We start from the raw sequence: 20,914 nt of genomic DNA, 5'->3' as shown, positions 1-20,914 counted from the left end.
GGCGCAATCCCCGCGCGCGGTCCGACAACCGGCTTGACCCCCGGCCCGTGCCCGGCGCAGAACGCGGGCAAAACAGCCAGAAAGGGTCGGCCGTGCGCACAGTGTATCTCAATGGGCAGTTCGTCGCGGAAGATGCCGCGCATGTGTCGATCTTTGATCGCGGGCTGCTGTTCGCCGATGCCGTGTACGAGGTGTTCTCGGTGATTGAAGGGCGGATCATCGACTATGCGGCGCATATGGCGCGGCTGGAGCGCTCGCTGGCGGAAATGATGATCGCGCATGATGTCGCCACGACCGATTGGCCTGGCGTGGTCGCCACGCTGATCGAGCGCAACGCGCTCACCGAGGGTACCATCTATCTGCAGGTCAGCCGGGGCGCTGCGGACCGCGATTTTCTGTTTCCGGCAGCGGGTACGCCCGCCACGGTGTTTGCCTTCACCCAGGCACGGCCGCTGGTCGCCAGTCCGATGGCCGAGCGCGGCATGCGCATCATCACCCGGCCAGACCGGCGCTGGGGACGGCGCGATATCAAGACGGTGCAACTGCTTTATGCCAGCATGATGAAGATGGAGGCCAAGGCCGCAGGCGTCGACGATTGCTGGCTGGTCGAGGGTGATGTGATCACCGAGGGCACGTCGCAGAACGCCTGCATCATCACACCGGCTGGCCATCTGGTGACCCGCGATCTGGGCCATCACATCCTGCCCGGTGTCACCCGGCTGAGCCTGATCGACATCGCGCGCGAAAGCGGGATCACGGTCGAGGAAAGGCCGTTCACCATCGCCGAGGCACAGGGCGCGGCCGAGGCGTTCGTCACCTCCGCCTCGCTGTTCGTGATGCCGGTGGTGGAGATTGACGGGCTCAGCGTCGGCGATGGCCGCCCCGGCATGGAAACGATGGCGCTGCGCAAGGCCTATATCGACCACGCGCTTGCGCAGGGTTGAATGTTTACATTCCTGTCGGGCGTCTGATCTCATCGTTCAGCCGCGCGCAACGCTGAACCGTGCAGAGGCGTAGATGGATGGCCGTTCGCTTGAACAAGCCCTTCCGTCATTCCCGCGAAGGCGGGAATCCCGCTTCTCGTTCAACGATTGAGAGTGAAGCGGGACCCCCGCCTTCGCGGGGGTGACGAAGGGGATGAGACAAAAGCGGCCAAACCGTTCTGATTACTGGAGAAATACCCCATGACCACCTCGCTCGTCCGCGCACTTCCCCTTGCGATCCTCGCTGCTGCGGCCACGCCTGCCATGGCTGCCGTCGAGATCACGCCCAGCGCCGGCGCGCCGGTCGTGGAACTGAGCGTCACCGAAACCGTGCTCGGTGCGCCCGATACCGCGACCTTCAGCACCGGCGTGACCAGCAAGGCCCCCACCGCATCGGCCGCGCTGCGCCAGAATTCGGCGGACATGGACAAGGTGATCAAGCAGATCGTGGCCCTGGGCATCAAGCGCGAGGACATCCAGACCTCGGGCATCAACCTCAACATGGACTATGAATATGGTAGTGATGGCCGCGCGCCGCGGTTCATCGGCTATCAGGTCACCAACACCGTAACGGTCAAGGTACGCCAGGTCGACCGGCTGGGTGCGATCCTGGATGCGGTCGTCTCGCAGGGCGCGAACAACATTTCCGGGCCTTTCTTCAGCATCGACGATGATAGCGCCGCGCAGAACGAAGCCCGCGACAAGGCGATGAAGCGCGCCCAGATGCAGGCGATGGATTATGCCAAGCGCATCGGCTTTACCGGCGTGCAGGTGCTTGCGGTGTCTGAGGCGACCTACAATGCCTCGCCCTTTGGCGGCGCAGATATGAAAATGATGGCGCCGCGCGGCATCGTCGCCGCCGCTCCGCCGGTGGAAGGTGGCCAGGTCGGCACCAGCGTCACCGTCAACGTCACCTATCAGATGACGCGCTGACGGTTTTCCCTCAAGCTCAACCCGTCATTCCCGCGTGCGCGGGAATGACGGGGGAGGGGCGGCGAGCGGTCGCGAGGCTCTGGTCAAAGGCTGCACAAGGCGTTAGCGGGGTATTCAGCGGTCATTCAATGAGGCTGGTCTAGACAAACATCATGAACCTGCTTGCTTCCTCCCTGTCTGCTCTGGCGCTGGCGTCCGCCGTGCTCGTCATGGGTTCGCCCCAGGTGGATGCGCTCGATGGCAAGCGCCGGGGCGAACAGAGCGAGGCGCGCGAACAGTTCATGGCGGGCCAGGTCAAGTCGCTGCGCGAAATCGAAGGACGCATTCTCCCCAGAATGCGAGGCATGCAGTATCTGGGCCCTGAATATGACGCCGGATCACAGGTCTATCGGCTGAAGTTCCTCGACAATGGCAGGGTCATCTTTGTCGATGTCGACGCCCGTACTGGCGCGATCCTGCGCCAGGCCGGCTGATCCGGTGCCGTCAGTCCGTCCAATCTTGTAACCCCCTTGCTTTTCCCCGATATGGGGAGCTTTCCCAACAGGGCGGCGTCCGTCGTCCGGAATTGCACCCGTATTCCAGGAGTTGCCCATGCGCATTCTGATCGTCGAGGATGAACCCACCCTTGGCAAACAGCTCAAGTCCACGCTGGAGGCGACCGGCTATGCTGTCGACCTGTCGGTCGATGGCGAGGACGGCCATTTCATGGGGTCGACCGAGGATTATGACGCGGTGATTCTGGATCTTGGCTTGCCCGAGATTGACGGCCTGACCGTGCTGGGCATGTGGCGCAAGGAAGGCCGCACCTTCCCGGTGCTGGTGCTCACCGCGCGCGACAGCTGGTCGGACAAGGTGGCGGGGCTCGATGCGGGCGCGGACGATTATCTCGCCAAGCCCTTCCAGACCGAAGAGCTGATCGCACGGCTGCGCGCGCTGATCCGCCGCGCCTCGGGCAATGCCTCAAGCGAGCTGACCGCAGGCGATGTCCGGCTGGACACGCGCTCGGGCAAGGTCTCGCTCAACGGCGAGCCGGTGAAGCTGACCGCGCAGGAGTACAAGCTGCTGTCGTACCTGCTCCACCACAAGGGCAAGGTGATCAGCCGTACCGAGCTGATCGAGCATATCTATGACCAGGATTTCGACCGCGATTCCAATACGATCGAGGTGTTCGTCACGCGCATCCGCAAGAAGCTGGGCCCCGATGTGATCACCACCATCCGCGGCCTGGGCTACAGCCTTGAAGACCCCGCCGAGCGTGCCGGCAGCTGAAATTCTTGATGGCGGCGCGGGAGAGGCTGTGCCCGCACCCGCGCCACTGCCCAATACCGGGTCGCTCAGCCGCCGCATGATAGGCATCGCGGCGGCATGGATATTCGTGCTGCTGCTGAGCGGCGGCCTGGCGCTCGACCGCATCCTGACCAACACCATCACCACCAGCTTCGACGACCAGCTCGAATATGTGCTGACCGCGATGATCTCTTCGGCCGAGATCGGGCCTGATGGCGAGGTGTTCTTCAACCGGCCGCTGGGCGACCAGCGCTTTCTGGAGCCCAATAGCGGGCTGTACTGGCAGATCAGCGGGCGCGGCCATGCCGATTTCACTTCGCGTTCGCTCTGGGATCGCGCGCTGAAGATCGAGACCGATCATAGCGACGCGCAGCCGCATATCTATGACAGCGACCAGTTTCCCGACCACGAGCTGCGCATCATCGAACAGTCGATCTACCTGCCCGGCTCGCGGGTGCGCTGGCGCTTCATGGTGGCGCAGTCGCGCGAGGAGATGGACCTGCAGCTGCGCGAGCTTCGCCAGACGCTCGGTTACAGCTTCGCGCTGCTCGCGCTGGGGCTGATCATCATGGCGGGGCTGCAGACGCTCTATGGCCTCTGGCCGCTGCGCAAGGTGCGCGAGGCGATCCAGGCGATGCGGACCGGCCGGATGGACCGGGTGCGCGATCCGATGCCGATCGAGGTGATGCCGATGGTCGAGGAATTGAATGCGCTGCTCGAGCATAACGAAAAGCAGGCGGAAGAGGCTCGGCGGCACGCCGGCAACCTGGCGCACGCGCTCAAGACGCCGCTGACGGTGGTGATGAACAGCGCCACCGCGCGCGCCGATGACCTGGCCGATACTGTCATCCGCGAGGCAGCGGTGATGCGCCGCCAGGTCGACCACCATCTTGCCCGCGCGCGCGCAGTCGGGCGGCGCGGCCAGGCGCTCGCCCGCGCCAATGTCTGGGAAAGCGCGCAGGCTGTCGAACGCGCGGTGGTGCGGCTCTATCCGCATGTCCGCTGCGATCTGGATGGCAGCAAGACCGCCGAGGTCGCCATCGAGCGCCAGGACCTGGAAGAGATGCTGGGCAACCTGGTTGAAAACGCCGGAAAATATGGCGGCGGCAGCGTGTTCGTCACCATCGACCCCAAGGATGCAACCGACCCGAAGCTGGTCGATATCTGGATCGAGGACGATGGCACCGGCATTCCCGAACGCGAGCGCGAGCGCATTTTTGATCGCGGCGCGCGGCTCGATACGGGCAAGCCTGGCACCGGGCTGGGCCTTGCCATCGTGCGCGATGTGGCGGAAATTTACGGCGGCAAGGTCGAGCTCGACGAGAGCGAGGACCTGGGCGGGCTGCTGGTGCGGCTGCGCCTGCCGCGCGCGCTTTAGGCGTAGGTTGCGCCCGCGAAATACAGGCCGTCGGGCGGGGCGTTGAAGCCGAGCGCGGCGCGGTCGCGCGCGTCGAGCGCCGCTTTCAGGTCATCGCCCGTCCATTTGCCGCGCCCGACCAGCACCAGACAGCCCACCATCGATCGCACCTGATGGTGCAGGAACGAACGTGCGGCAGCGTGGATGTCGATCTCGTCGCCATCGCGGATGACCTCCAGCCGGTCCAGCGTCTTGACCGGGCTTGCCGCCTGGCAATGAACCGAGCGGAAGGTGGTGAAATCATGATGGCCGACCAGATGCTGCGCAGCGGCGTGCATCGCGGGCACATCGAGCGGTGCAGAGACCTGCCACGCCTTGCCCCGCTCCAGCGTCAACGGTGCGCGACGGTTGGTGATGCGGTAGATATATGCGCGGCCGGTGCAGGAAAAGCGCGCGTGCCAGTCATCGGGCACGATCTCGCAGGCGAGCACAGCTATGGGCTGGGGGCGGAGTTTCGCGTTCAACGCCTCCATCAGGCGGAACGGGTCGAAGGGCTTGGCGATATCGACATGCGCGCGCATCGCCAGCGCATGCACGCCCGCATCGGTGCGCCCGGCGGCGTGCAGGACCGCCGCTTCGCCGGTGATCGCCTGCACCGCCTCTTCGACATGCTGCTGCACGCTGGGGCCATGCGCCTGGCGCTGCAGCCCCATGAACGGGCCGCCGTCGAACTCCAGCGTCAGCGCATAGCGGGTCATGCGATGACGGTGCCCGGTGCAATGGCAAAGCCACGCAGGAAATCATCGAGCGGCATGGCCGGACGCCCGGCGCGCTGGATGATGCGCGGACGTATCGCGCCCTCGGCACAGGCGATGGTGAGTTGCTCGTCGAGCACGGTACCGGGTGCGGCGGTGCCTGCCACCATCTCGGCTGCATGCACGCGCAGCCGCTCGCCATTCAACTCGAAGAACGCGCCCGGCATCGGGTTGAATGCACGCACCTGACGCTCGACCTGGTCAGCGCTGCAGGTGAAATCCAGCCGCGCCTCGGTCTTGTCGATCTTGGCGGCATAGGTCACGCCGTCCTCAGGCTGCACCACCGGCGGGAAGGCGGCAAGGTCGCCCAGCACCTGCACCATCAGCCGTGCGCCGAGTTCCGCGATCTCGCTGGTCAGCTCGCCTGCCGTCTTGCCCGCGACCGGGGTCTCTCCCTTGAGCAGCATCGGCCCAGTATCGAGCCCGGCCTCCATCTGCATGATGGTAACGCCGGTCGTCGCGTCGTCGGCCAGGATGGCGCGCTGCACTGGCGCGGCACCGCGCCAGCGCGGCAGCAGCGAGCCATGGACATTGAGGCAGCCATGGAGCGGCGCATCGAGCACCGTGCGCGGCAGGATCAGGCCATAAGCGGCGACCACGCACGCATCGAGGTCGAGCGCGGCAAAGGCTGCCTTTTCGTCTTCGCCCTTCAGCGACACCGGGGTGCGCACCTCAAGCCCCAGCGATTCTGCCAGCTGGTGCACGGGCGAGGGGGTCAGCTTCTTGCCGCGATGGGCCGGGCGCGGCGGCTGGCTGTAGACCGCCGCGATGTCGTGCCCGGCATCGACCAGCGCCTGAAGTGTCGGCACGGCGAAATCGGGAGTTCCCATAAAGGCGAGGCGCATGGCGGACTTTTCTTTTGCAGGTGGCGATGCGGCTCCGTAAAGCTCAGGCCATGGCATCGCAAGAGATTGAGGATCTGGCCGCTGCGCTCGCCCGTCTTCCGGGGCTGGGCCCACGTTCGGCGCGCCGCGCGGTGCTGTATCTGCTCAAGAAGCGCGAGAGCGCGTTCACCCCGCTGGTCGAGGCGATGGAGCGGGTGCGCGCGAACCTCTCGACCTGCGACATCTGCGGCAATGTCGATACGCAGAACCCCTGCGGCATCTGCACCGACCCGCGCCGCGACCCGCGCAGCCTGTGCGTGGTCGAGGAGGTGTCGGACCTCTGGGCGCTCGACCGCTCGCGGCTGTTCGTCGGGCGCTATCATGTGCTGGGCGGGCGGCTGTCGGCGCTCGACGGCATCGGGCCGGAGGATCTGGGAATCGTCTCGCTGATCGCGCGCGTGGCCGAAGGCGGCATCGACGAAGTGGTGCTGGCCATGAACGCGACGCTGGAGGGCCAGACCACCGCGCATTATCTGGCGGAGCGGCTTGAGGGCTATCCGGTCCGCCTCACCCAGCTCGCACAGGGGCTGCCGATGGGTGGCGAGCTGGACTATCTCGACGAGGGTACTTTGGCGCAGGCGCTAAGAGCGAGGAAACCGGTAGTCTAACGGGGCTTCCCCTGATTTACCCGTTCTCCGGCGAAAGCCGGAGTCCAGGAATCAGGTTGTGCCATGCCGCTCTGGCCTCCGGCTTTCGCCGGAGAACAGCATGAGTGGGATCGCCTTATTCCGCCGGAACCAGCGCCGGTTCTGCCTTGGCCATCACCGCATCCTGATAGTCGCTTTCGGCCAGCTGGATCAGGTGGCGGTCGTCATGCTTCCAGGGGTGGAAGCCGGGCAGGAAATAGCTCATCCAGGGCAGGATGATCTTGCGCGCCATGCCGGGGTTGCCGAATGCGTACCAGAACAGCTGTGCCCAGACCTTGGGCCCCGTGAGGCCATCCTGGCGCAGCAGTTCGAGCATGCCGACGGCGCGATGGTGCAGGAAATTCTTGGTGACGACCAGCATCACCAGCGACTTGACCTTCCAGCGCTGCCAGCGGCTCCAGTCCTTCGTTGCGTGGTTCCAGGTATCGAACGCAACGCCCTTGTGCTCGATCTCTTCCATCGCGTGCCAGCGCCACAGATCGCGCGAATCCGCATCGGCGGTTTCCAGATGCCTGGGGTTGGCGAGCAGCTGCTGCGCGAGGATCGCGGTGAAATGCTCGAGCGCCATGGTGGAGGCGAGGTTGGCGATCTTCGGACGGCCCTTGGTCAGCGCCAGCGCCTTGTCGACATCCTCTTCCAGAAGCTTCACGTCGTAACCGGCGTCCACGACGCGGCGATTGAATGCCACATGCTCGCGCGTGTGGTTGATCTCCTGCTTCACAAAGGCGCGAATCTCGTTCGCCAGCCGCTCGGGCGTACCTTCGCGGAATTCCTTGACGCTTTCGATGAAGAACGCTTCGCCCTTGGGGAAGGTCACCGACAGCGCGTTGTAGAAAGCCGTGCCGATGGGATCGCCGCCCATCCACCAGCGGCGCATCGCATTGCCCCGGCCAAAGCGGCGGTCGCGAATGACAAGCTCCAGATCGGCCGGCGTGTGCTTGCGATCAATCGGTTCAGGCGTGGAAAAGGATTGCGGAGCGTTCATGCCAGGGTCCATAATGCTGAGTTGTTGCTTACACTGATGACAATAAGGTTACTTACATAGATGTCAATAGCCAAAAGACGGCTGAGCCCCGAGCAGAGCCGCACAGCCGCACTGGTCGCCGCGCGTGAGCTGCTGATCGAAACAGGACCCCAGGCCGTGACGCTGAAGGCGGTGAGCGGTCGCATCGGCCGCACCCATGCCAATCTGCTCCACCATTTCGGATCGGCATCGGGGCTGCAAAAGGCGCTGGCCGAGTATCTCGCGCAATCGATCTGTCAGATGATCGGTGCGGCGGTCATCCGGCTGCGCAATGGCGATGGCACGCCGCGCGATATCGTCGACATGGCGTTCGACGCCTTTGATCGCGAAGGGGCAGGGGCGCTGGCCTGCTGGATGCTGCTATCGGGCAATGAGGATGCGCTCGACCCGATTGTCGAGGCGATCCATCAGCTGGTCGACGAACTGGCCGAACACGCGCCCGAAGGCCGCACGCTGCATGAGGATACGCTCTCGCTGTGCACCATGGCGCTGGGCGATGCGCTGATGGGCGCGCAATTGGCCGGCGCGCTGGGGCTGGACCGCGACACGGGCCGCGCCATCGCGGAACGGCAGCTCGCCGCGTCGCTGCTCAGCTGGCAGGCCGAACAGCCCGCCTGAGCCGCAGCGCCGCGCGGCGGGTCAGCTGGAGCGCTTGGCGCGTACCCCGAACCGGCCGTGCTTGCGGAAGCGCACCAGATAGTCGCCGATGACCGCGGCCATCGGGGTGGGGGTGATGCCGAACGCCTCAAGCCCGTCGGCACCGGGGGCAACGACATTGTCGGTCTGCAGCATCGCCCATTGGTCGCGCGTGATCGGCGCGCCGGGCAGCCATCCGGTCATCCCCGCCATCAGGCCGGAGAGCGAATCGGGCATGTCGATGAAGCTGGGGTCTTCGCCAATCTCCTTGGCGATGCGCTTGTTGAGATCGGCCATGCTGATGGTTTCGGGGCCGCCCAGCTCGAAGGTCCTGCCGCCAAAGCGTGCGGGATCGGAAAGGCTTTGCTTCACGGCCTCGGCCACGTCATCGACATAGACCGGCTGGAAGCGTGCCTTGCCGCCGATGATCGGCACGACAGGAAGGCTGGCGATCAGCCCGGCGAAGCGGTTGACGAACTGGTCCTCGCGCCCGAACACGATCGAGGGGCGCAAGATGGTCGCCTGCGGAAAGGCAGCGCGGACCGCGGCCTCGCCTTCGGCCTTGCTGCGGCCATAGGCACTTTTGGATCCTGCATCCGCGCCGATCGCCGAGACATGGACCAGCGCCTGCACTCCCGCGGCTGCGGCAGCGCGGGCGACATTGGCCGCGCCTTCATGGTGGAAGGCGTCGAAATCGCCCTTGAGGATGCCGACGAGGTTGATCACCGCATCGGCGCCATGCACCGCGCGCGCCACGGTTTCCGGCTTGCGGATATCGGCGGCGACCAGCTGGGTCTGCCCCAGATTGCCGAGCGGCTTCACATCCTGCGCGATGCGGATGTTGCGCTGGGCGATGCGCACCCGCGCGCCTGCAGCCGTCAGATGCTGGGTGATATGCCGACCCAGAAAACCGCCACCGCCAAAAATCGTGATCAAAGTGTCGCGCATGCTGTTACGTCCCGTGATTCTTCTCGGCCAGGTCCTGCGCTGTCCCGCAAGGGGCGCGCGGGGCGATGAGCCAATGCGTCTCCGCCACCGCCTTTGCATCAGCCTAACGCGCCGCGCAACGTTCCAGTTGCGGTTTTACGCGATGGTTTGGGGGCGGCAGCAATTTTCTTTGCCGAATGTGGCAAGAGGCGGTTGACGCCTGCAAACACTCCGGCTAGAGGCGCGCTCCTACCCCGTGCCCAGATGGCGGAATTGGTAGACGCACCAGCTTCAGGTGCTGGCGCTCGCAAGGGCGTGGAGGTTCGAGTCCTCTTCTGGGCACCAAAACTCCTGCGGGAGTGGCATCAAAAACCTTGAAAAAACCGCAGAAATCTGCCATTTTTGGACAGGTTTTGATGCTCTGCGTTTCAGGCCGTTTCACGCCATGCCACGCGAATTCGTGGCATGGAAAGGGCCATTGGCCCGCATTTGCCCTTTTTCCAGAAAGGTCATGCCACGAAATGCCTCTTAACGCACTGCAAATCCGTAGCTTTCAGCCGGAAACCACCCCCTACAAGAAAACTGATGAACGCGGGCTCTACCTTGAGGTCTTCCCCAACGGCTCAAAACTCTGGCGGCTGAAGTACAACTTCGCCGGCAAGCAAAAGCGTATCGCTCTTGGTGCCTGGCCCGAAGTTAGTCTTCAGGCGGCCCGCCTCGAGCGCGATGAACTCAGGCTGCGTATTGCGAAGGGCGAAGACCCTGCTTTGACGCGAAAGAAGAGCAAGGCCACAGCCAAGATCAGCGCCGCCAACACTTTCGAGTCGGTCGCGCGCGAGTATATCGAGAACAAGATGGTCGGCGAAGGCCGTGCCGAGGCCACCCTGCTCAAGGCTCGCTGGTTCCTCGATCTTCTCAAGCCTGCGATCGGCCAAATGCCGATTTCGGATGTCGACCCGCAGATGATGCTGGCTCCACTCAAGAAGCTCGAGGCGCGGGGCAACCGCGAGACCGCCAAGAAATGCCGCTCCTTTGCTAGCAGGGTGTTCCGCTATGGCGCGGCCACCGGCCGCTGCACGACGGACCCGACGGCCATTCTCAAGGGCGCACTGCTGACCCCGCAAGCGCGCCACTACGCAGCCATCCTCGAACCGGAAAAGCTGGGCGAGCTGCTGCGCGCTATCGACGCGTTCGAATGCTACCCGATCACGAAGTTGGCTTTGAAAGTCGCCCCGCACATTTTTGTTCGACCGGGCGAGATGCGGCATGGGGAGTGGCAGGAGATCGACTTCGACAAGGCGATCTGGACCATCCCCGCGGGAAAGATGAAAGCCCGGCGCACCCACGCCGTGCCCCTGTCACGCCAGGTGCTCGAACTGCTCAGGGAGCTGAGGGCCATCACCGGGGGGCAAGGCTATATCTTCCCTGCCTTCCACACCCGTCTGCGCCCGATGAGCGAGAACACGATCAACTCGTCGTTTCGCCGTATGGGCTACAGCAAAGATGACATGACTGCACATGGGTTCCGTTCCACGGCTTCAACCCTGCTCAACGAAAGTGGGCTATGGCACCCTGATGCCATCGAACGCGCGCTTGCCCATGGAGACAGCAACGCGATCCGTGGAACCTACAATCGGGGCCAGTACTGGGATGAGCGAGTTAAGATGGCGCAGTGGTGGAGCGACTATCTCGATGATCTAAGGGCGGGCAAAGCCGTCAATTAGGCGAGCATCCGGAGCGGAACTACGGGACCTCTGGTGAGGCGACGCAGGACCGCTCCAACGCGCCGACTTGCCCTGAAGCTGAAGTGTTGCTGATCGGCCAACTCCGACCCAACTCCGTTCGCCCAGGTCATCAGTATTGAGCGTCCTAACTCGCCGGAACCGGTCGTTCGCGGTTACTAGTTGGCGGGCAATCGTCGGTCTGGTCTGGCCTCCTTGGCCCAGACTACCTTGCCTTCCTTGATGAAGAAGTGACTTCGGCAACCGCGCACACGCCATATCGAGGGGTGGAGGCTGGCCTTCGCGCCCGGTTCGCCCCATGCGATCCAGCTCGGGTCGTCGTCGCGCATCAGGCTGAGTTTGACAAGTTCACCGCATCCGCACGGGCAAAGGAAGGCCGCTGCCCACTGAAGGCCAGGGTCGCCGACGAGATAAACGCGCCGAGGACGCGGCACTTCCGGCGGGTCTTCGCAATGCTCGACCAGCCATAAATCTCGCCCGAACAGCCTGTCGAGCCATTGCTTAAGTCGCTCGAAGAAATTCATGCCGCAGCTGCCTCCATGCTGAGTTCTGGAAGGTTCAAAAGAGGCGTTATATCGCCGCGCCCGACATGTGGGGCCAGAAGGGCGCAGGGTTCGCCGTCTTCGAGATACTCGTAAATGCCATGGCTGAGACTGATCCTGTGCACCGCGAATTCGCCATTAGAATCGAGGCGGTAGGGGTGCAGCCGTGCCAGCAGCTCATTCACCGCGAGCGAAGCGATGAGGCTATTAAGCTGGATGACGGCGGGGCGGTCCTCGTCGATCCCCCTGATATAGCCCTCACGCTTCAGCGCTTGGTAGCCAGCGGGGTCGGCCCGCATCAGGCCCGCAGCACGAACCTGCTCCATCGAGTAGACGTGTCGGCTGAAAAGGCTAGAGCCGCCGGGCTTCAGATAATGGACTGTTCCGCACACTTGTTCGATGCCGCCTCTGCCGTCCGCCTCCAGCTTCACTCCCAGATCGAAATAGGCGAGCCCGTAGAAGGTCGCGAGGCGATTGAGTAAATGCCGCCCGTCTATGCTGTCCATGCAGCCGAAGACGATATCGCAGGATGCAATGGCCCTCACGGCTTCGGGTGCAAAGAGCGACGATTTATAAGTCTCGATCTCGGTGCCGAACGCGAGCCGGTGGATGGCATCGGCCATCACTTCGACCTTGGGCCGGCGGGCCTCGGCGTCGGAGCGCGTACTATTGACGATGCGATTGAGGTTCTTTTCTTCGATCACGTCCGGGTCGACGAGCACCAGTTCGCCGACGCAATTTCGGGCGAGCTGGTCGATCACGACGCTGCCAGTTCCCGAGCAGCCGATCACGCCGATTCTCAACCGGCGGAGGACGTCATAGGTCCCGGCGCCGAAGCTTTGTGCCACGCGCCGGGCGTGTTCGGGGACGGCGATGCCTGCGCCTTCCCGGTCCCAAAAGCTCAAGTCGTCGCCGATGCGTGCAACACGGTGAATAGCGTGAAAGGCGCCATCGGCATCGACAACGCGAGCGAAGATACGCTCGCCGTCGAGCATTACAGCACTGCCGTGCGGCCCATCCGCCCAGGCGTGGACGCTCGGAAACAGCGCGCTATCCGCGGCGTCGTCGATAGGGGAGAAGTCCGGTACGCCCGCATGGCCGTGAATTTTGAACAAGCTGAGGCCACGTCTTGCAGCACGCGATAGCATATCGGGCAGCATGTCGGTCGGCCAGGTCACCCGGTCAACTTCGCGGTCGCAAACAGCATGCGGCACCAGATGGACCTCGCTGACGACGAAACGCGTTCGTCCACGACGCACCGTGCGACCGCAGAGAAGGAGCGCGACCGCTTCCTTTCCGTCGCCGGGAAAGAGGTGCGCTCGAAGCGCGGCATGCTGGGCCTCGGTTATCGTCAAGGAAAAGATCATCTAAATCAGCCCTTGCGAAGTTCGCGGGCGAGCCAGTCTTCCACGAGGGCGAAATGGGTCGATAGGCTGTCGAGACCGGGCCGCCAAGGGTTGGCCGCCGTCCGGTGCCGACTCCAGCGCTGCCAGATTTTTCCATCGAAACTGTCGTCGCTTGTCGCGCCGATCGACCGTCCGTCGCGCCGGACCAGCGCCGGGGTGAAATAGGCCATGTCGATCTGAATGTCCGGATAGCCGGGGTCGATGCGGACGTTCACATCGACTTTCTCGACATTGTAGCCGGGCGGCACCGGCCACCCGTAGATTACCACGCGCGGAATGCCACCCTCGGCGACGAACTCATACATCAGGTCGAGGCTGTCGAGCCATTCAGTGTCCTCCTCCGGCAGCGAGAACTGACGGCGACCGGCGCCGAGCCCTTCGGTCTGATCGAGCGGAAGGGTCACGAACTTCTCGACGCCGGGTTCCCGAAGGTCGACCCGCTCGTCGAGCTGCAGACGGGTCGGCTGCCCCTTATCCTTGCGGTACAGCGCATAATGCTCTGCAGGCGTCTTGCCGGCGAGTGCCAAGAGATCTCGCGCGGTCGGCGTGGGGTTGTCGATTTCCAGATGCTGCTTGTCGATCTGAATTTTGAACGGCTTTTCCTTCTTCTTTTCCTCAGACATGACGGCCTCCATCGGTTGATACCCCCTTATGCTGAGGGCGAAGCGGGATGCGGACATCGGCCGCTTCGAAAATTTATTTTGTGAGGCTTGTCCGCAAACGCATCTCGGCCCAGCATAGCCCGATATGGTCTTGACGCGTTCCCGATCGAATAACGAGGATCACGCCTCTCCGGCGGAGGTGGCACTCGCCGTCGCTGCACTCGGTGATGCGGATTTCGCGCGGTTGGGACACATAGCGAGGCTGCGCGCACGCGGGCTCGTCGGTGTCGACTGGCAGGACTTGCTCCATGATGCCGTGCAGCGAGCGATGGACGGGACGCGGCGATGGCCATCGCATGTGCCCTTCACGGTATTTCTGCGGGAAATCATCCGCAGCCTCGCGAGCGAAGCTTGGCGGCGTCAGGTTCGCGAGAAGAGGCCGGCATTCGACGCGGGTGACGATAACGAGGCGCTCCATCAGGTGCCGGGTGACCTGCCGGATCCTGAGTGCCTTGCGATCGAACAAGATCTGGTGCGGCGCGTGGAAACTTTGTTTGCCGACGATATGGTCGCTTTCGAACTTCTGAAGGCGCTCGCCGACGAGCTCTCGCCAAAAGAAATTCAGGAGCGGCTTGGAATAACGTCGGTCGAGTATGACTCGACCCGGCGGCGGATACGGCGAAAGATCGCCACCAGCCCATTGATAGGTGATTTATGAAGGAACATGGTGACAGGAGCGGTCCGCAGCACCGTGCGGTATGGCTTTCGATGATCGAGGACGCCTTGATCGAGGCGGACGACGACGACATTCTCTTCTCGCCCGACATGAAAGAGCTGGCGCAATCAGCCCGCGGCGTTGCACAGCGTGCGATCGAGGCCGGCCGGGATATACGGCCTGCCCTTTTGCCCGATGCGATGCGTCGGCGGCCGCTCCGCTCGGCGTCGCGCTCGGCACCCCGACGCGCTATGGTGCGTGAGCTTCTCGTCGCGCATCCGCGCGCCCGTGATCTAGTCGGCAAGATCACAATCGATGCGTTGAGCGAAGAAGAATTGGAAACGATGATTGCGCGCTTCGCCGAGCTCGGCCTATTGCCTGGCGTGGAAGACTAGATGATTGACGGTCGCAGGAGTCTGAGGATGGTTAGGATTGTTGAAAAGCGGCTTGGACGGCCCGGCAAGCGCCGCAGAAAGCTCGAGTCCCGGTCTTTGATCAGTGCCCAGGGCAAGCGCGTTCAGGCTATCCGCCTCGATGCCGAGAGCAACTCGTTCGGTGAGGATCTATTGACCTCGTTTGCACGCTCGGTCAGTCGTGCGCGCCGCGAGAACAAGCTGCTGCTCGGTCGCAGGGACGGTGCCGATGGGGACGACGCCTAATCCGAAGCTCTGGATCGTCGCCGGTCCAAATGGTTCGGGCAAGAGCACCCTCTATGATACCACGCTGATCGACGACTTCGGTCGATCGGTGTGGATCATCAATCCGGATCTCCTGACGCGGCGGATCATAGATTCCGAGGGTCTCGAGTTGCTCGACGCGAACCGCCAGGCAGTCGAACGCATCATGGACTGGCTGGATGCGTCGCTTCGCACCCATCAGACCGTCGGTGTCGAAACGGTGCTGTCGACCGACAAATACCGCGCCCTCGTTCAGCGAGCGCGAGCTGGCGGGTTCGACGTATGTCTGATCTATGTGATGTTGCGGTCGCCCGAACTTAATATCGAGCGCGTAAAAGTGCGGGTAGCGCGTGGCGGGCACGATGTTCCCCCAGAGAAGATTGTCGCGCGTTACGAGCGCTCGCTAGCGCAACTGCCTTGGTTTCTCGAGGAAGCAGATCGCGCGTATATTTTCGACAACAGTGGTGCCGAACCACGGCTCGTGGCAGAAAAACAACCGGATGGTGCCGTGGCACTCGATCCTGATGCGCCGGCGACGCTCAAACGGACGCTGGCAGCCGCCGGATAGAGGAGGGGGCGCGGCGATCGGCAGCCATTTTTTGCTACGCCCAGCACCACAATGGCCATTGCAGTTGTTTAACGGATGCTATTTAACGGCCCTGAAGGGGGGCGAGTCTATTTGCCTCGCGACGGAGACGGTTAGATCTTCGTAAAGCACTATGGAACCGCGCGGATGTCCGCATGACGACGGAAATTGCGGTTATCAATCGTCTCGGCGTTGCATTGGCCGCCGATAGCGCTGTAACGATTCCAGGATATGGTGGTAACGATAAGGTCTTCGATACTGGAGACAAGCTATTCGAGTTGAGCGAACGTTTTCCTGTCGCCCTCATGGTGAACGGCAGCATGGATTTTCTAGGGGTTCCTTGGGAAATCATTGCGAAGGAATTCCGCTGCACTCCGCCTCAAGACGCGGCGAAAATTACCATAGAGCAGTGGATGGAGCGGTTTCTCGAGTTCCTATCTACCCATCCCACCGTCATCAAGCCTGACGATGTTCGCCGCTGGCAGGACGGATTAATTCAGGAAGAGCTCGACGATCTGAACGAACATGTGCGCGATCGTATCGAGATTATCGCCACGGAAGATGGCGAGCAGAATGTCCACCATTTGCTCCAGCGGCTCTACACCGAGGCCATGACCGAGCGCATCGAGCAGCTAGTCCATCTTACACCGCTCAAGAGCTTGGACGGACTCGTCGAAGACGACATATTACCTACAGTGCGCTCGCTGGTCGGCGAGATCGGTAGCGACCTCATGCCATTCGATACGAACGAGGGACAGCGCGAGATTTTCTGCCGCCTCATCGCTCAGCGCCTGTTGAAGTCGCTCGATAGGTTTACGGTTACCGGCCTCGTCATATGCGGGTTCGGAGGCAAGGACCTTTTTCCGTCGCTGTGCGCAGTTGAGATCGACGGGCACGTAATTCAGAGGCTGCGCTACCAGCAATCTCACAACGTCAAAATCGAACGGGGTGAGAAAGAGAAGGGCACCGGAACAGCAATTTCCTTCGCCCAGACCGACGTCATCGATCGCCTCCTGAAGGGCACGGACAGTAGATTCATCGATGGAGCTCGGGATTTCATCAAGGAAAACGTCTCGGGCAGCCTTGAACAGAATTTTTCGAAGCTGAAGTTGAAAATTGTCAGGAGCGACGGTGGCGAGATTGCTGCCAGCGACATGGGTGGGCTCCTCGGTGATCTCATTGCGTCCCAATTTGAGTCGAGGTTCGTCGCAAAACTGAGGCAAGAGTTCGAGCGAAAGTTCAATGAGACAATCGCCCTTATGCCGAAGCAGGATCTTATCGAACTCGCTGAGGCTTTAGTCAGCATCACGGCAATTGAGCGCAAGGCTTCCGACGATGCTGGAACGGTTGGAGGCCCGATTGATGTCGCGCTGATAACGCGATCAGAAGGTTTCGTTTGGATAAAGCGAAAGCACCATTTTAGCGCGGAGTTGAACCCGCGTTACATGTGGAGACGGTTTAGCAAAATGCTCGGAAAGGAAAGCGACGATGGCGAGACGTAGGACAGCTAACGCGCCTGTCGGCACGCCTGGTCGATGGGCTTTGACGAACCGACGTTTTGCGGACTCGATTCATCAACTGACCGAAGAGTCCATCGAGCAATCTCTCATGGAAATTCAGAAGGAGTTTCAGAAGAGATATGGAAAGGTAAAGCGATCCTCGGCCAAAAAAGGCGAGGGCGCGGAACCCATCGCATAATTCGAAGGGCCGGTGCGCCCATTCTTCCCCGTGATGCTGCCCTCACGCGGCGAGCTTTGATGTTCGCTGATTGATCCAGCTCCAAGCGTCTTGAGGGAGCCAGCCAGTGACGTCGCGAGTCACGCCGATAATGAGCATGTTGTCGTTTTTGTCGATGTGCGGCGATAGGCGGGTCCAGATCCCGCTTGCTGTGAGGGTGGTGTCTACCAACCAACTCGAGTCGAGATAATGCCACCATGCGCCGCAGGATTTTATTGCGGCGTGCAGATCAGTATAGTTCTGGCCGGGCCGATTGAGATCATATTGGATCGAGTAAATCATGGTCGTCTCCAGTTTGAGCCGCCCCAACGGACGTTCAAGGCCGTATGCTGACAATCTAAGGCAGCACGGACATCAGTTCGAATTGCGAACGACAAATGGTGCTGGATGCGATCAGGTGGCCTGACTTGTGCGAGCGTCTGCTTCGTCCGTTTCCGCACGAAACGCTGACAGTCTCCAATCGGCCCAGTTGCGGGCGCAGTTCCTGCCAGTGGAGTCTTCGCTGTATGTCGGGTCCTGGCAACCAACCTGTCACAGAACCGACCGCTTGGGAATGGCAGCAACGTCCCAAATTTCGCCATTCCGCCGGCAACGCAGTGAAATTCCGATCACGGTACTGCTACCGACACCGCAATCGACATCTGACCAACGGCAGGGCCGGGCGCTAAGCGCCCGGCTGCCCTTCCCTCGTCTCGTCATCGAGCGGTGTACGCAAGACGATCCGACCATTGATCGGCACGACCTCGAGCTGGAGCGACAGGCCCTTGCGGTCGCGGTGGAACCAGGCGGCTCCGACCTTGGTCCAGAAGGCCTTGTCGCTGCGATTGCTGACATGCCAGGCGATGAAATCCGGGGCCTTGGGCTCGGGCGCGGTGGCGGGTGCGGGTGCTTGGGACGTGCGGGCCATAGAATGTTCCTTTCGTGTTGGTGGCTCGTTGCACCAGACAGAAAGGCCGCGCGGCAAAGGGCGTGGGGTCATGTCCAACACGGGTGACGGAACGGAACCGGAGCGGGCCGGACATTGACCCTCGACCGCGCGCGGCCAGTGCGGGTGCTCAAAACGAAGCCTCCAGACCGGAGGACGTCAGGGCCGCCCCCTCGACCCCCCGCTTGCACACCGCCGCGCTCTGCCCCAAACCTTTGTCATGGCAATGGAAGGCACCGCGCGCAAACGCTGGAGCGAGGAGGAGACGGTGCTCGCGCTCTATCTCTATTTCCAACTCCCGTTCGGAAAGCTGCATTCGGGCAATCCGGAGATCCAGACGCTGGCCACCGCTATTGATCGGTCGAGCAGCTCGGTGGCGATGAAGCTGTGCAACTTCGCCAGCCTCGATCCGAAAATCACCGAGAGCGGGCGCAAGGGATTGGACGGTGCATCGAAGCTCGACCGTGCGACCTATGCCGAGTTCGGGCAAGACTGGTCGGGCCTCGTGACGCGGGCCGAAGCGCTGTGGTCCAGCCAGGTCGACCGCCCGATCACCGCCGCGCAATCAATTCCGCCCACCAGCCAACGCCTCCACGACAAGCGAAGCGAGTTCAAATTCGAACCATGGCAAGGCGAGTCCACCACACAGGCCATGGTGAACCAGCGGGTCGGCCAGGACTTCTTCCGCCGCGCGGTGCTGGCCAATTATGAAGAGGCGTGCTGCATCACCGGCATCGCCGAGCCGCGCCTGCTGACCGCCAGTCATATCAAGCCGTGGGGCAAGGACAGCCAAAACCGCCACAATCCGGCCAATGGCCTGTTGTTGTCTGCAACCCTCGACCGCGCGTTCGATCGCGGCCTCATCACAGTGGACCGCGCTCGCCGCATCCATGTCTCGCGCCAGCTGCGCGAAAGCAGCAGCCGCGAGACCCGCACCTATTTCCAGCAATTCGAGAGGGCTACCTTGCGGCCAGCAGCGCGGTTCGATCCGGAGCCCGCCTTTCTCGACTGGCACAATGAACACTGCTTTGTGGATCACCGCGCCGCCTGACGTGTCAGGCGGCGCGCCTTGGTCAGCAGAGCCACACCCTCCGACCACATCAGAACAGGGACAGCTGGGCCTCCTCGCCTGCAATGAACATGACGGGCGGACCGGCCATCACAAGTTCCCGTCCGCCGTGATGCACGATAATGCCATCATAGAAGCCCGCCTGATCGCCGCGCGCACGATCGCCATCGCGGCACCGATTATGATAGCTGCGCGCAGTGCCACCATAGACGGAAGGGTGCACAAGCCGGTAGGCTTCGGCTCCCGAAGGACCTGTGCCAACACAGACCCAAAGCTCCCCGGCGTATCGGAAGGGCTTGCGGATGGGCTGACCCATGCCGATACGGTCGGCGCTGTAGCTCGCGCGAATATCGCCTTCGCCGATTTGCTGTTCGCTGGCGTGGCACCATGCACCGTAAGCAAGGCGCGAGGGTTCTACCGTGTGGGCGCGGGCAGCCATCTCAATACTCGCTCGCCAACATGATGGTCAGCACCCGCTGGGTCATGGCGGGATCGGCGGGGTCCTCGCTGCCGAACCGCAACGCGCGGTCATAGGCATCAATCTTCCAGAACACGGTCACCGCAACATCAACAGGCCGCAAGGTTGCCCAGACCCCGTCCACCCCCTGATAGATCGCCCCGAAGTCGCGCTCGCCATAGGGATCATTGTCGGGCGTGAAGGCATCGAAAGTCTCGACCAGCTCGCGCAGCCGCGCCTGGTCGGCCTCGGGCAAAGCCCGAATGCCCTCGGTCGCCACCACGACTGACGCGATGCCCATGGCGCGGCGCGCCAGATCATTGAGCCGTGCAATCCGCTCGGCCCGCGTCGGCACCGCGCCGCTCATGACGCAAGGCTCCCGCCGCACTCGCACAGACGCACCAGCTCGCCGAAATCCTCGCGCTCGCCCAGCTCGTCCGCCAGCTGCTGCACCGCCACCAGCGGCAAGCCATTGTCATGCGCCAGCATGCGCAGCCAGTCCTCCCGGCACTCGGCCCCGCATGCGCGGTAATTCAAGATCAGGTCACCCATGGTCCAAACTCCATCCGGCAAAGCCGCATCCGCCACGCGGCATGCGGCTCTGCCTTCCGGCGAGGATGGGAGGGGGAGGGAAAACCCCAATCGATGCCCTGGCGCGGGCCAGCGGGCGAAGCCTGCCACACGGGGGTGTCGATTGGGGTTTGGGAACGAGAGGGCAAAGCCCTTGGCGTTCCCCCAAAGGATCGCCGCAGCGATCCGCACAGAAACGGCGCCCTTGCACGGCGCGAAGCCGCCGGACGCTCTGCGCGCGGGCCAAGTGGGCCAGCGGGCGTCCGGCCATGAGAGAGGCAAGAGCGCCTGCGGGTTAGCTCAAAGACACCGCGCCCTCAGGAGCATGGCCAAAGGCCATGCGGGACAGAGCGCGTCCTCCAGTAACTCCCGCTCCGCTTGCACCCGCTCCTG

At 62.8% G+C, this 20,914-nt stretch carries 26 protein-coding genes and 1 tRNA gene; 15 read left to right on the top strand and 12 right to left on the bottom strand.

Going from position 1 to position 20,914, the window contains the following annotated elements:
* Positions 1-92 precede the first annotated feature (92 nt).
* The 5 genes from OU999_09440 (at position 93) to OU999_09420 (ending at position 4,581) form a co-directional block, all read left to right on the top strand.
* On the top strand, positions 93-944 hold the full coding sequence (locus OU999_09440) for a D-amino-acid transaminase (protein WAC21994.1): 852 nt from the start codon (positions 93-95) through the stop codon (positions 942-944).
* A gap of 240 nt (positions 945-1,184) precedes the next feature.
* Entirely contained in the window at positions 1,185-1,916 is a 732-nt protein-coding gene (locus OU999_09435) for an SIMPL domain-containing protein (protein WAC21993.1), read from the top strand.
* Positions 1,917-2,068: 152 nt separating this feature from the next.
* A complete protein-coding gene (locus OU999_09430; GenBank protein ID WAC21992.1) occupies positions 2,069-2,389 on the top strand; it encodes a PepSY domain-containing protein in 321 nt (106 codons plus the stop codon).
* A 118-nt stretch (positions 2,390-2,507) separates the two neighbouring features.
* Positions 2,508-3,185, top strand: a complete 678-nt coding sequence (locus OU999_09425) for a response regulator transcription factor (protein ID WAC21991.1) — start codon at positions 2,508-2,510, stop codon at positions 3,183-3,185.
* Between the two features lie 76 nt (positions 3,186-3,261).
* Positions 3,262-4,581: an ATP-binding protein gene (locus OU999_09420; protein ID WAC25397.1), complete on the top strand. Its 1,320-nt coding sequence runs from the start codon at positions 3,262-3,264 to the stop codon at positions 4,579-4,581.
* On the opposite strand, the gene truA is transcribed toward OU999_09420, so the two are convergent.
* Both truA and fmt read right to left on the bottom strand, forming a co-directional pair.
* Positions 4,578-5,318, bottom strand: a complete 741-nt coding sequence (gene truA, locus OU999_09415) for a tRNA pseudouridine(38-40) synthase TruA (protein ID WAC21990.1) — start codon at positions 5,316-5,318, stop codon at positions 4,578-4,580. The two genes, OU999_09420 and truA, sit on opposite strands and share 4 nt — an antisense overlap.
* A complete protein-coding gene (gene fmt / locus OU999_09410) occupies positions 5,315-6,220 on the bottom strand; it encodes a methionyl-tRNA formyltransferase (protein WAC21989.1) in 906 nt (301 codons plus the stop codon). Before fmt ends, truA begins: the two co-directional genes overlap by 4 nt.
* Positions 6,221-6,270: 50 nt before the next feature.
* On the opposite strand from fmt, the gene recR reads away from it, so the two are divergent.
* Positions 6,271-6,867 carry a recombination mediator RecR gene (gene recR, locus OU999_09405; GenBank protein WAC21988.1) on the top strand — a complete coding sequence of 199 codons (597 nt, stop codon included), beginning with the start codon at positions 6,271-6,273 and terminating at the stop codon, positions 6,865-6,867.
* 115 nt (positions 6,868-6,982) lie between these two features.
* Here recR and OU999_09400 read toward each other — a convergent pair whose 3' ends face one another.
* Positions 6,983-7,891, bottom strand: a complete 909-nt coding sequence (locus tag OU999_09400; protein ID WAC21987.1) for a metal-dependent hydrolase — start codon at positions 7,889-7,891, stop codon at positions 6,983-6,985.
* A gap of 60 nt (positions 7,892-7,951) precedes the next feature.
* Between OU999_09400 and OU999_09395 the strand changes: the two genes are divergently transcribed.
* Positions 7,952-8,548 (top strand): TetR family transcriptional regulator, encoded by a 597-nt coding sequence (locus OU999_09395; GenBank protein ID WAC21986.1) that lies wholly within the window; start codon positions 7,952-7,954, stop codon positions 8,546-8,548.
* Between the two features lie 21 nt (positions 8,549-8,569).
* Here the strand turns inward: OU999_09395 and OU999_09390 are convergent, their stop codons facing one another.
* The gene (locus OU999_09390) at positions 8,570-9,514 is read right to left on the bottom strand and encodes a complex I NDUFA9 subunit family protein (GenBank protein ID WAC21985.1); all 945 of its coding nucleotides are present in this window, start codon (positions 9,512-9,514) and stop codon (positions 8,570-8,572) included.
* A gap of 237 nt (positions 9,515-9,751) precedes the next feature.
* On the opposite strand from OU999_09390, the gene OU999_09385 reads away from it, so the two are divergent.
* A tRNA-Leu gene (locus OU999_09385) sits at positions 9,752-9,838 on the top strand.
* 176 nt (positions 9,839-10,014) lie between these two features.
* Positions 10,015-11,217: a tyrosine-type recombinase/integrase gene (locus tag OU999_09380; GenBank protein ID WAC25396.1), complete on the top strand. Its 1,203-nt coding sequence runs from the start codon at positions 10,015-10,017 to the stop codon at positions 11,215-11,217.
* Positions 11,218-11,393: 176 nt separating this feature from the next.
* Here OU999_09380 and OU999_09375 read toward each other — a convergent pair whose 3' ends face one another.
* Genes OU999_09375 through OU999_09365 form a run of 3 tightly spaced genes read right to left on the bottom strand, consistent with a single transcriptional unit; the run spans position 11,394 to position 13,806 of the window.
* Positions 11,394-11,759: a DUF6527 family protein gene (locus OU999_09375; GenBank protein WAC21984.1), complete on the bottom strand. Its 366-nt coding sequence runs from the start codon at positions 11,757-11,759 to the stop codon at positions 11,394-11,396.
* Complete coding sequence (locus OU999_09370) at positions 11,756-13,144, bottom strand: ThiF family adenylyltransferase (GenBank protein WAC21983.1); 1,389 nt, start codon at positions 13,142-13,144, stop codon at positions 11,756-11,758. The genes OU999_09375 and OU999_09370 overlap by 4 nt, the downstream gene beginning before the upstream one ends.
* Before the next feature lie 5 nt (positions 13,145-13,149).
* Positions 13,150-13,806, bottom strand: a complete 657-nt coding sequence (locus OU999_09365; GenBank protein WAC21982.1) for a multiubiquitin domain-containing protein — start codon at positions 13,804-13,806, stop codon at positions 13,150-13,152.
* Positions 13,807-13,930: 124 nt separating this feature from the next.
* Between OU999_09365 and OU999_09360 the strand changes: the two genes are divergently transcribed.
* The 5 genes from OU999_09360 (at position 13,931) to OU999_09340 (ending at position 17,265) form a co-directional block, all read left to right on the top strand.
* Positions 13,931-14,503, top strand: a complete 573-nt coding sequence (locus OU999_09360; protein ID WAC21981.1) for a hypothetical protein — start codon at positions 13,931-13,933, stop codon at positions 14,501-14,503.
* Between the two features lie 50 nt (positions 14,504-14,553).
* Positions 14,554-14,895, top strand: coding sequence for a hypothetical protein (locus OU999_09355; GenBank protein ID WAC21980.1), 342 nt, complete (start codon positions 14,554-14,556; stop codon positions 14,893-14,895).
* A gap of 27 nt (positions 14,896-14,922) precedes the next feature.
* A complete protein-coding gene (locus OU999_09350; protein ID WAC21979.1) occupies positions 14,923-15,159 on the top strand; it encodes a hypothetical protein in 237 nt (78 codons plus the stop codon).
* The gene (locus OU999_09345) at positions 15,143-15,745 is read left to right on the top strand and encodes a zeta toxin family protein (GenBank protein WAC21978.1); all 603 of its coding nucleotides are present in this window, start codon (positions 15,143-15,145) and stop codon (positions 15,743-15,745) included. Before OU999_09350 ends, OU999_09345 begins: the two co-directional genes overlap by 17 nt.
* A 173-nt stretch (positions 15,746-15,918) precedes the next feature.
* Entirely contained in the window at positions 15,919-17,265 is a 1,347-nt protein-coding gene (locus tag OU999_09340; GenBank protein ID WAC21977.1) for a hypothetical protein, read from the top strand.
* Positions 17,266-17,503: 238 nt separating this feature from the next.
* On the opposite strand, the gene OU999_09335 is transcribed toward OU999_09340, so the two are convergent.
* Both OU999_09335 and OU999_09330 read right to left on the bottom strand, forming a co-directional pair.
* The gene (locus tag OU999_09335; GenBank protein WAC21976.1) at positions 17,504-17,782 is read right to left on the bottom strand and encodes a hypothetical protein; all 279 of its coding nucleotides are present in this window, start codon (positions 17,780-17,782) and stop codon (positions 17,504-17,506) included.
* 382 nt (positions 17,783-18,164) lie between these two features.
* A complete protein-coding gene (locus OU999_09330; GenBank protein ID WAC21975.1) occupies positions 18,165-18,407 on the bottom strand; it encodes a hypothetical protein in 243 nt (80 codons plus the stop codon).
* 238 nt (positions 18,408-18,645) lie between these two features.
* Between OU999_09330 and OU999_09325 the strand changes: the two genes are divergently transcribed.
* The gene (locus OU999_09325) at positions 18,646-19,476 is read left to right on the top strand and encodes an HNH endonuclease (GenBank protein ID WAC21974.1); all 831 of its coding nucleotides are present in this window, start codon (positions 18,646-18,648) and stop codon (positions 19,474-19,476) included.
* A 49-nt stretch (positions 19,477-19,525) separates the two neighbouring features.
* On the opposite strand, the gene OU999_09320 is transcribed toward OU999_09325, so the two are convergent.
* Genes OU999_09320 through OU999_09310 form a run of 3 tightly spaced genes read right to left on the bottom strand, consistent with a single transcriptional unit; the run spans position 19,526 to position 20,503 of the window.
* On the bottom strand, positions 19,526-19,933 hold the full coding sequence (locus tag OU999_09320) for a hypothetical protein (GenBank protein ID WAC21973.1): 408 nt from the start codon (positions 19,931-19,933) through the stop codon (positions 19,526-19,528).
* A gap of 1 nt (position 19,934) precedes the next feature.
* A complete protein-coding gene (locus tag OU999_09315) occupies positions 19,935-20,318 on the bottom strand; it encodes a DUF3768 domain-containing protein (GenBank protein WAC21972.1) in 384 nt (127 codons plus the stop codon).
* Positions 20,315-20,503 carry a hypothetical protein gene (locus tag OU999_09310; GenBank protein WAC21971.1) on the bottom strand — a complete coding sequence of 63 codons (189 nt, stop codon included), beginning with the start codon at positions 20,501-20,503 and terminating at the stop codon, positions 20,315-20,317. The genes OU999_09315 and OU999_09310 overlap by 4 nt, the downstream gene beginning before the upstream one ends.
* Between the last annotated feature and the right edge of the window lie 411 nt (positions 20,504-20,914).

The organism is Blastomonas sp. SL216 (genome assembly GCA_026625625.1).
Lineage (GTDB): Bacteria > Pseudomonadota > Alphaproteobacteria > Sphingomonadales > Sphingomonadaceae > Blastomonas.
The sequence above is the reverse complement of the archived record's forward strand: the minus strand, read 5'-3'. Positions and strand labels throughout refer to the sequence as shown.

Bases quoted from the DNA above. Each gene is read 5' to 3' on its own strand.
- OU999_09435 (WAC21993.1), top strand. From the start codon at position 1,185: ATGACCACCTCGCTCGTCCGCGCACTTCCCCTTGCGATCCTCGCTGCT.
- OU999_09430 (WAC21992.1), top strand. From the start codon at position 2,069: ATGAACCTGCTTGCTTCCTCCCTGTCTGCTCTGGCGCTGGCGTCCGCC.
- OU999_09425 (WAC21991.1), top strand. From the start codon at position 2,508: ATGCGCATTCTGATCGTCGAGGATGAACCCACCCTTGGCAAACAGCTC.
- OU999_09420 (WAC25397.1), top strand. From the start codon at position 3,262: ATGATAGGCATCGCGGCGGCATGGATATTCGTGCTGCTGCTGAGCGGC.
- truA (WAC21990.1), bottom strand. From the start codon at position 5,318: ATGACCCGCTATGCGCTGACGCTGGAGTTCGACGGCGGCCCGTTCATG.
- fmt (WAC21989.1), bottom strand. From the start codon at position 6,220: ATGCGCCTCGCCTTTATGGGAACTCCCGATTTCGCCGTGCCGACACTT.
- recR (WAC21988.1), top strand. From the start codon at position 6,271: ATGGCATCGCAAGAGATTGAGGATCTGGCCGCTGCGCTCGCCCGTCTT.
- OU999_09400 (WAC21987.1), bottom strand. From the start codon at position 7,891: ATGAACGCTCCGCAATCCTTTTCCACGCCTGAACCGATTGATCGCAAG.
- OU999_09395 (WAC21986.1), top strand. From the start codon at position 7,952: ATGTCAATAGCCAAAAGACGGCTGAGCCCCGAGCAGAGCCGCACAGCC.
- OU999_09390 (WAC21985.1), bottom strand. From the start codon at position 9,514: ATGCGCGACACTTTGATCACGATTTTTGGCGGTGGCGGTTTTCTGGGT.
- OU999_09380 (WAC25396.1), top strand. From the start codon at position 10,015: ATGCCTCTTAACGCACTGCAAATCCGTAGCTTTCAGCCGGAAACCACC.
- OU999_09375 (WAC21984.1), bottom strand. From the start codon at position 11,759: ATGAATTTCTTCGAGCGACTTAAGCAATGGCTCGACAGGCTGTTCGGG.
- OU999_09370 (WAC21983.1), bottom strand. From the start codon at position 13,144: ATGATCTTTTCCTTGACGATAACCGAGGCCCAGCATGCCGCGCTTCGA.
- OU999_09365 (WAC21982.1), bottom strand. From the start codon at position 13,806: ATGTCTGAGGAAAAGAAGAAGGAAAAGCCGTTCAAAATTCAGATCGAC.
- OU999_09360 (WAC21981.1), top strand. From the start codon at position 13,931: ATGGTCTTGACGCGTTCCCGATCGAATAACGAGGATCACGCCTCTCCG.
- OU999_09355 (WAC21980.1), top strand. From the start codon at position 14,554: ATGATCGAGGACGCCTTGATCGAGGCGGACGACGACGACATTCTCTTC.
- OU999_09350 (WAC21979.1), top strand. From the start codon at position 14,923: ATGGTTAGGATTGTTGAAAAGCGGCTTGGACGGCCCGGCAAGCGCCGC.
- OU999_09345 (WAC21978.1), top strand. From the start codon at position 15,143: ATGGGGACGACGCCTAATCCGAAGCTCTGGATCGTCGCCGGTCCAAAT.
- OU999_09340 (WAC21977.1), top strand. From the start codon at position 15,919: ATGACGACGGAAATTGCGGTTATCAATCGTCTCGGCGTTGCATTGGCC.
- OU999_09335 (WAC21976.1), bottom strand. From the start codon at position 17,782: ATGATTTACTCGATCCAATATGATCTCAATCGGCCCGGCCAGAACTAT.
- OU999_09330 (WAC21975.1), bottom strand. From the start codon at position 18,407: ATGGCCCGCACGTCCCAAGCACCCGCACCCGCCACCGCGCCCGAGCCC.
- OU999_09325 (WAC21974.1), top strand. From the start codon at position 18,646: ATGGCAATGGAAGGCACCGCGCGCAAACGCTGGAGCGAGGAGGAGACG.
- OU999_09320 (WAC21973.1), bottom strand. From the start codon at position 19,933: ATGGCTGCCCGCGCCCACACGGTAGAACCCTCGCGCCTTGCTTACGGT.
- OU999_09315 (WAC21972.1), bottom strand. From the start codon at position 20,318: ATGAGCGGCGCGGTGCCGACGCGGGCCGAGCGGATTGCACGGCTCAAT.
- OU999_09310 (WAC21971.1), bottom strand. From the start codon at position 20,503: ATGGGTGACCTGATCTTGAATTACCGCGCATGCGGGGCCGAGTGCCGG.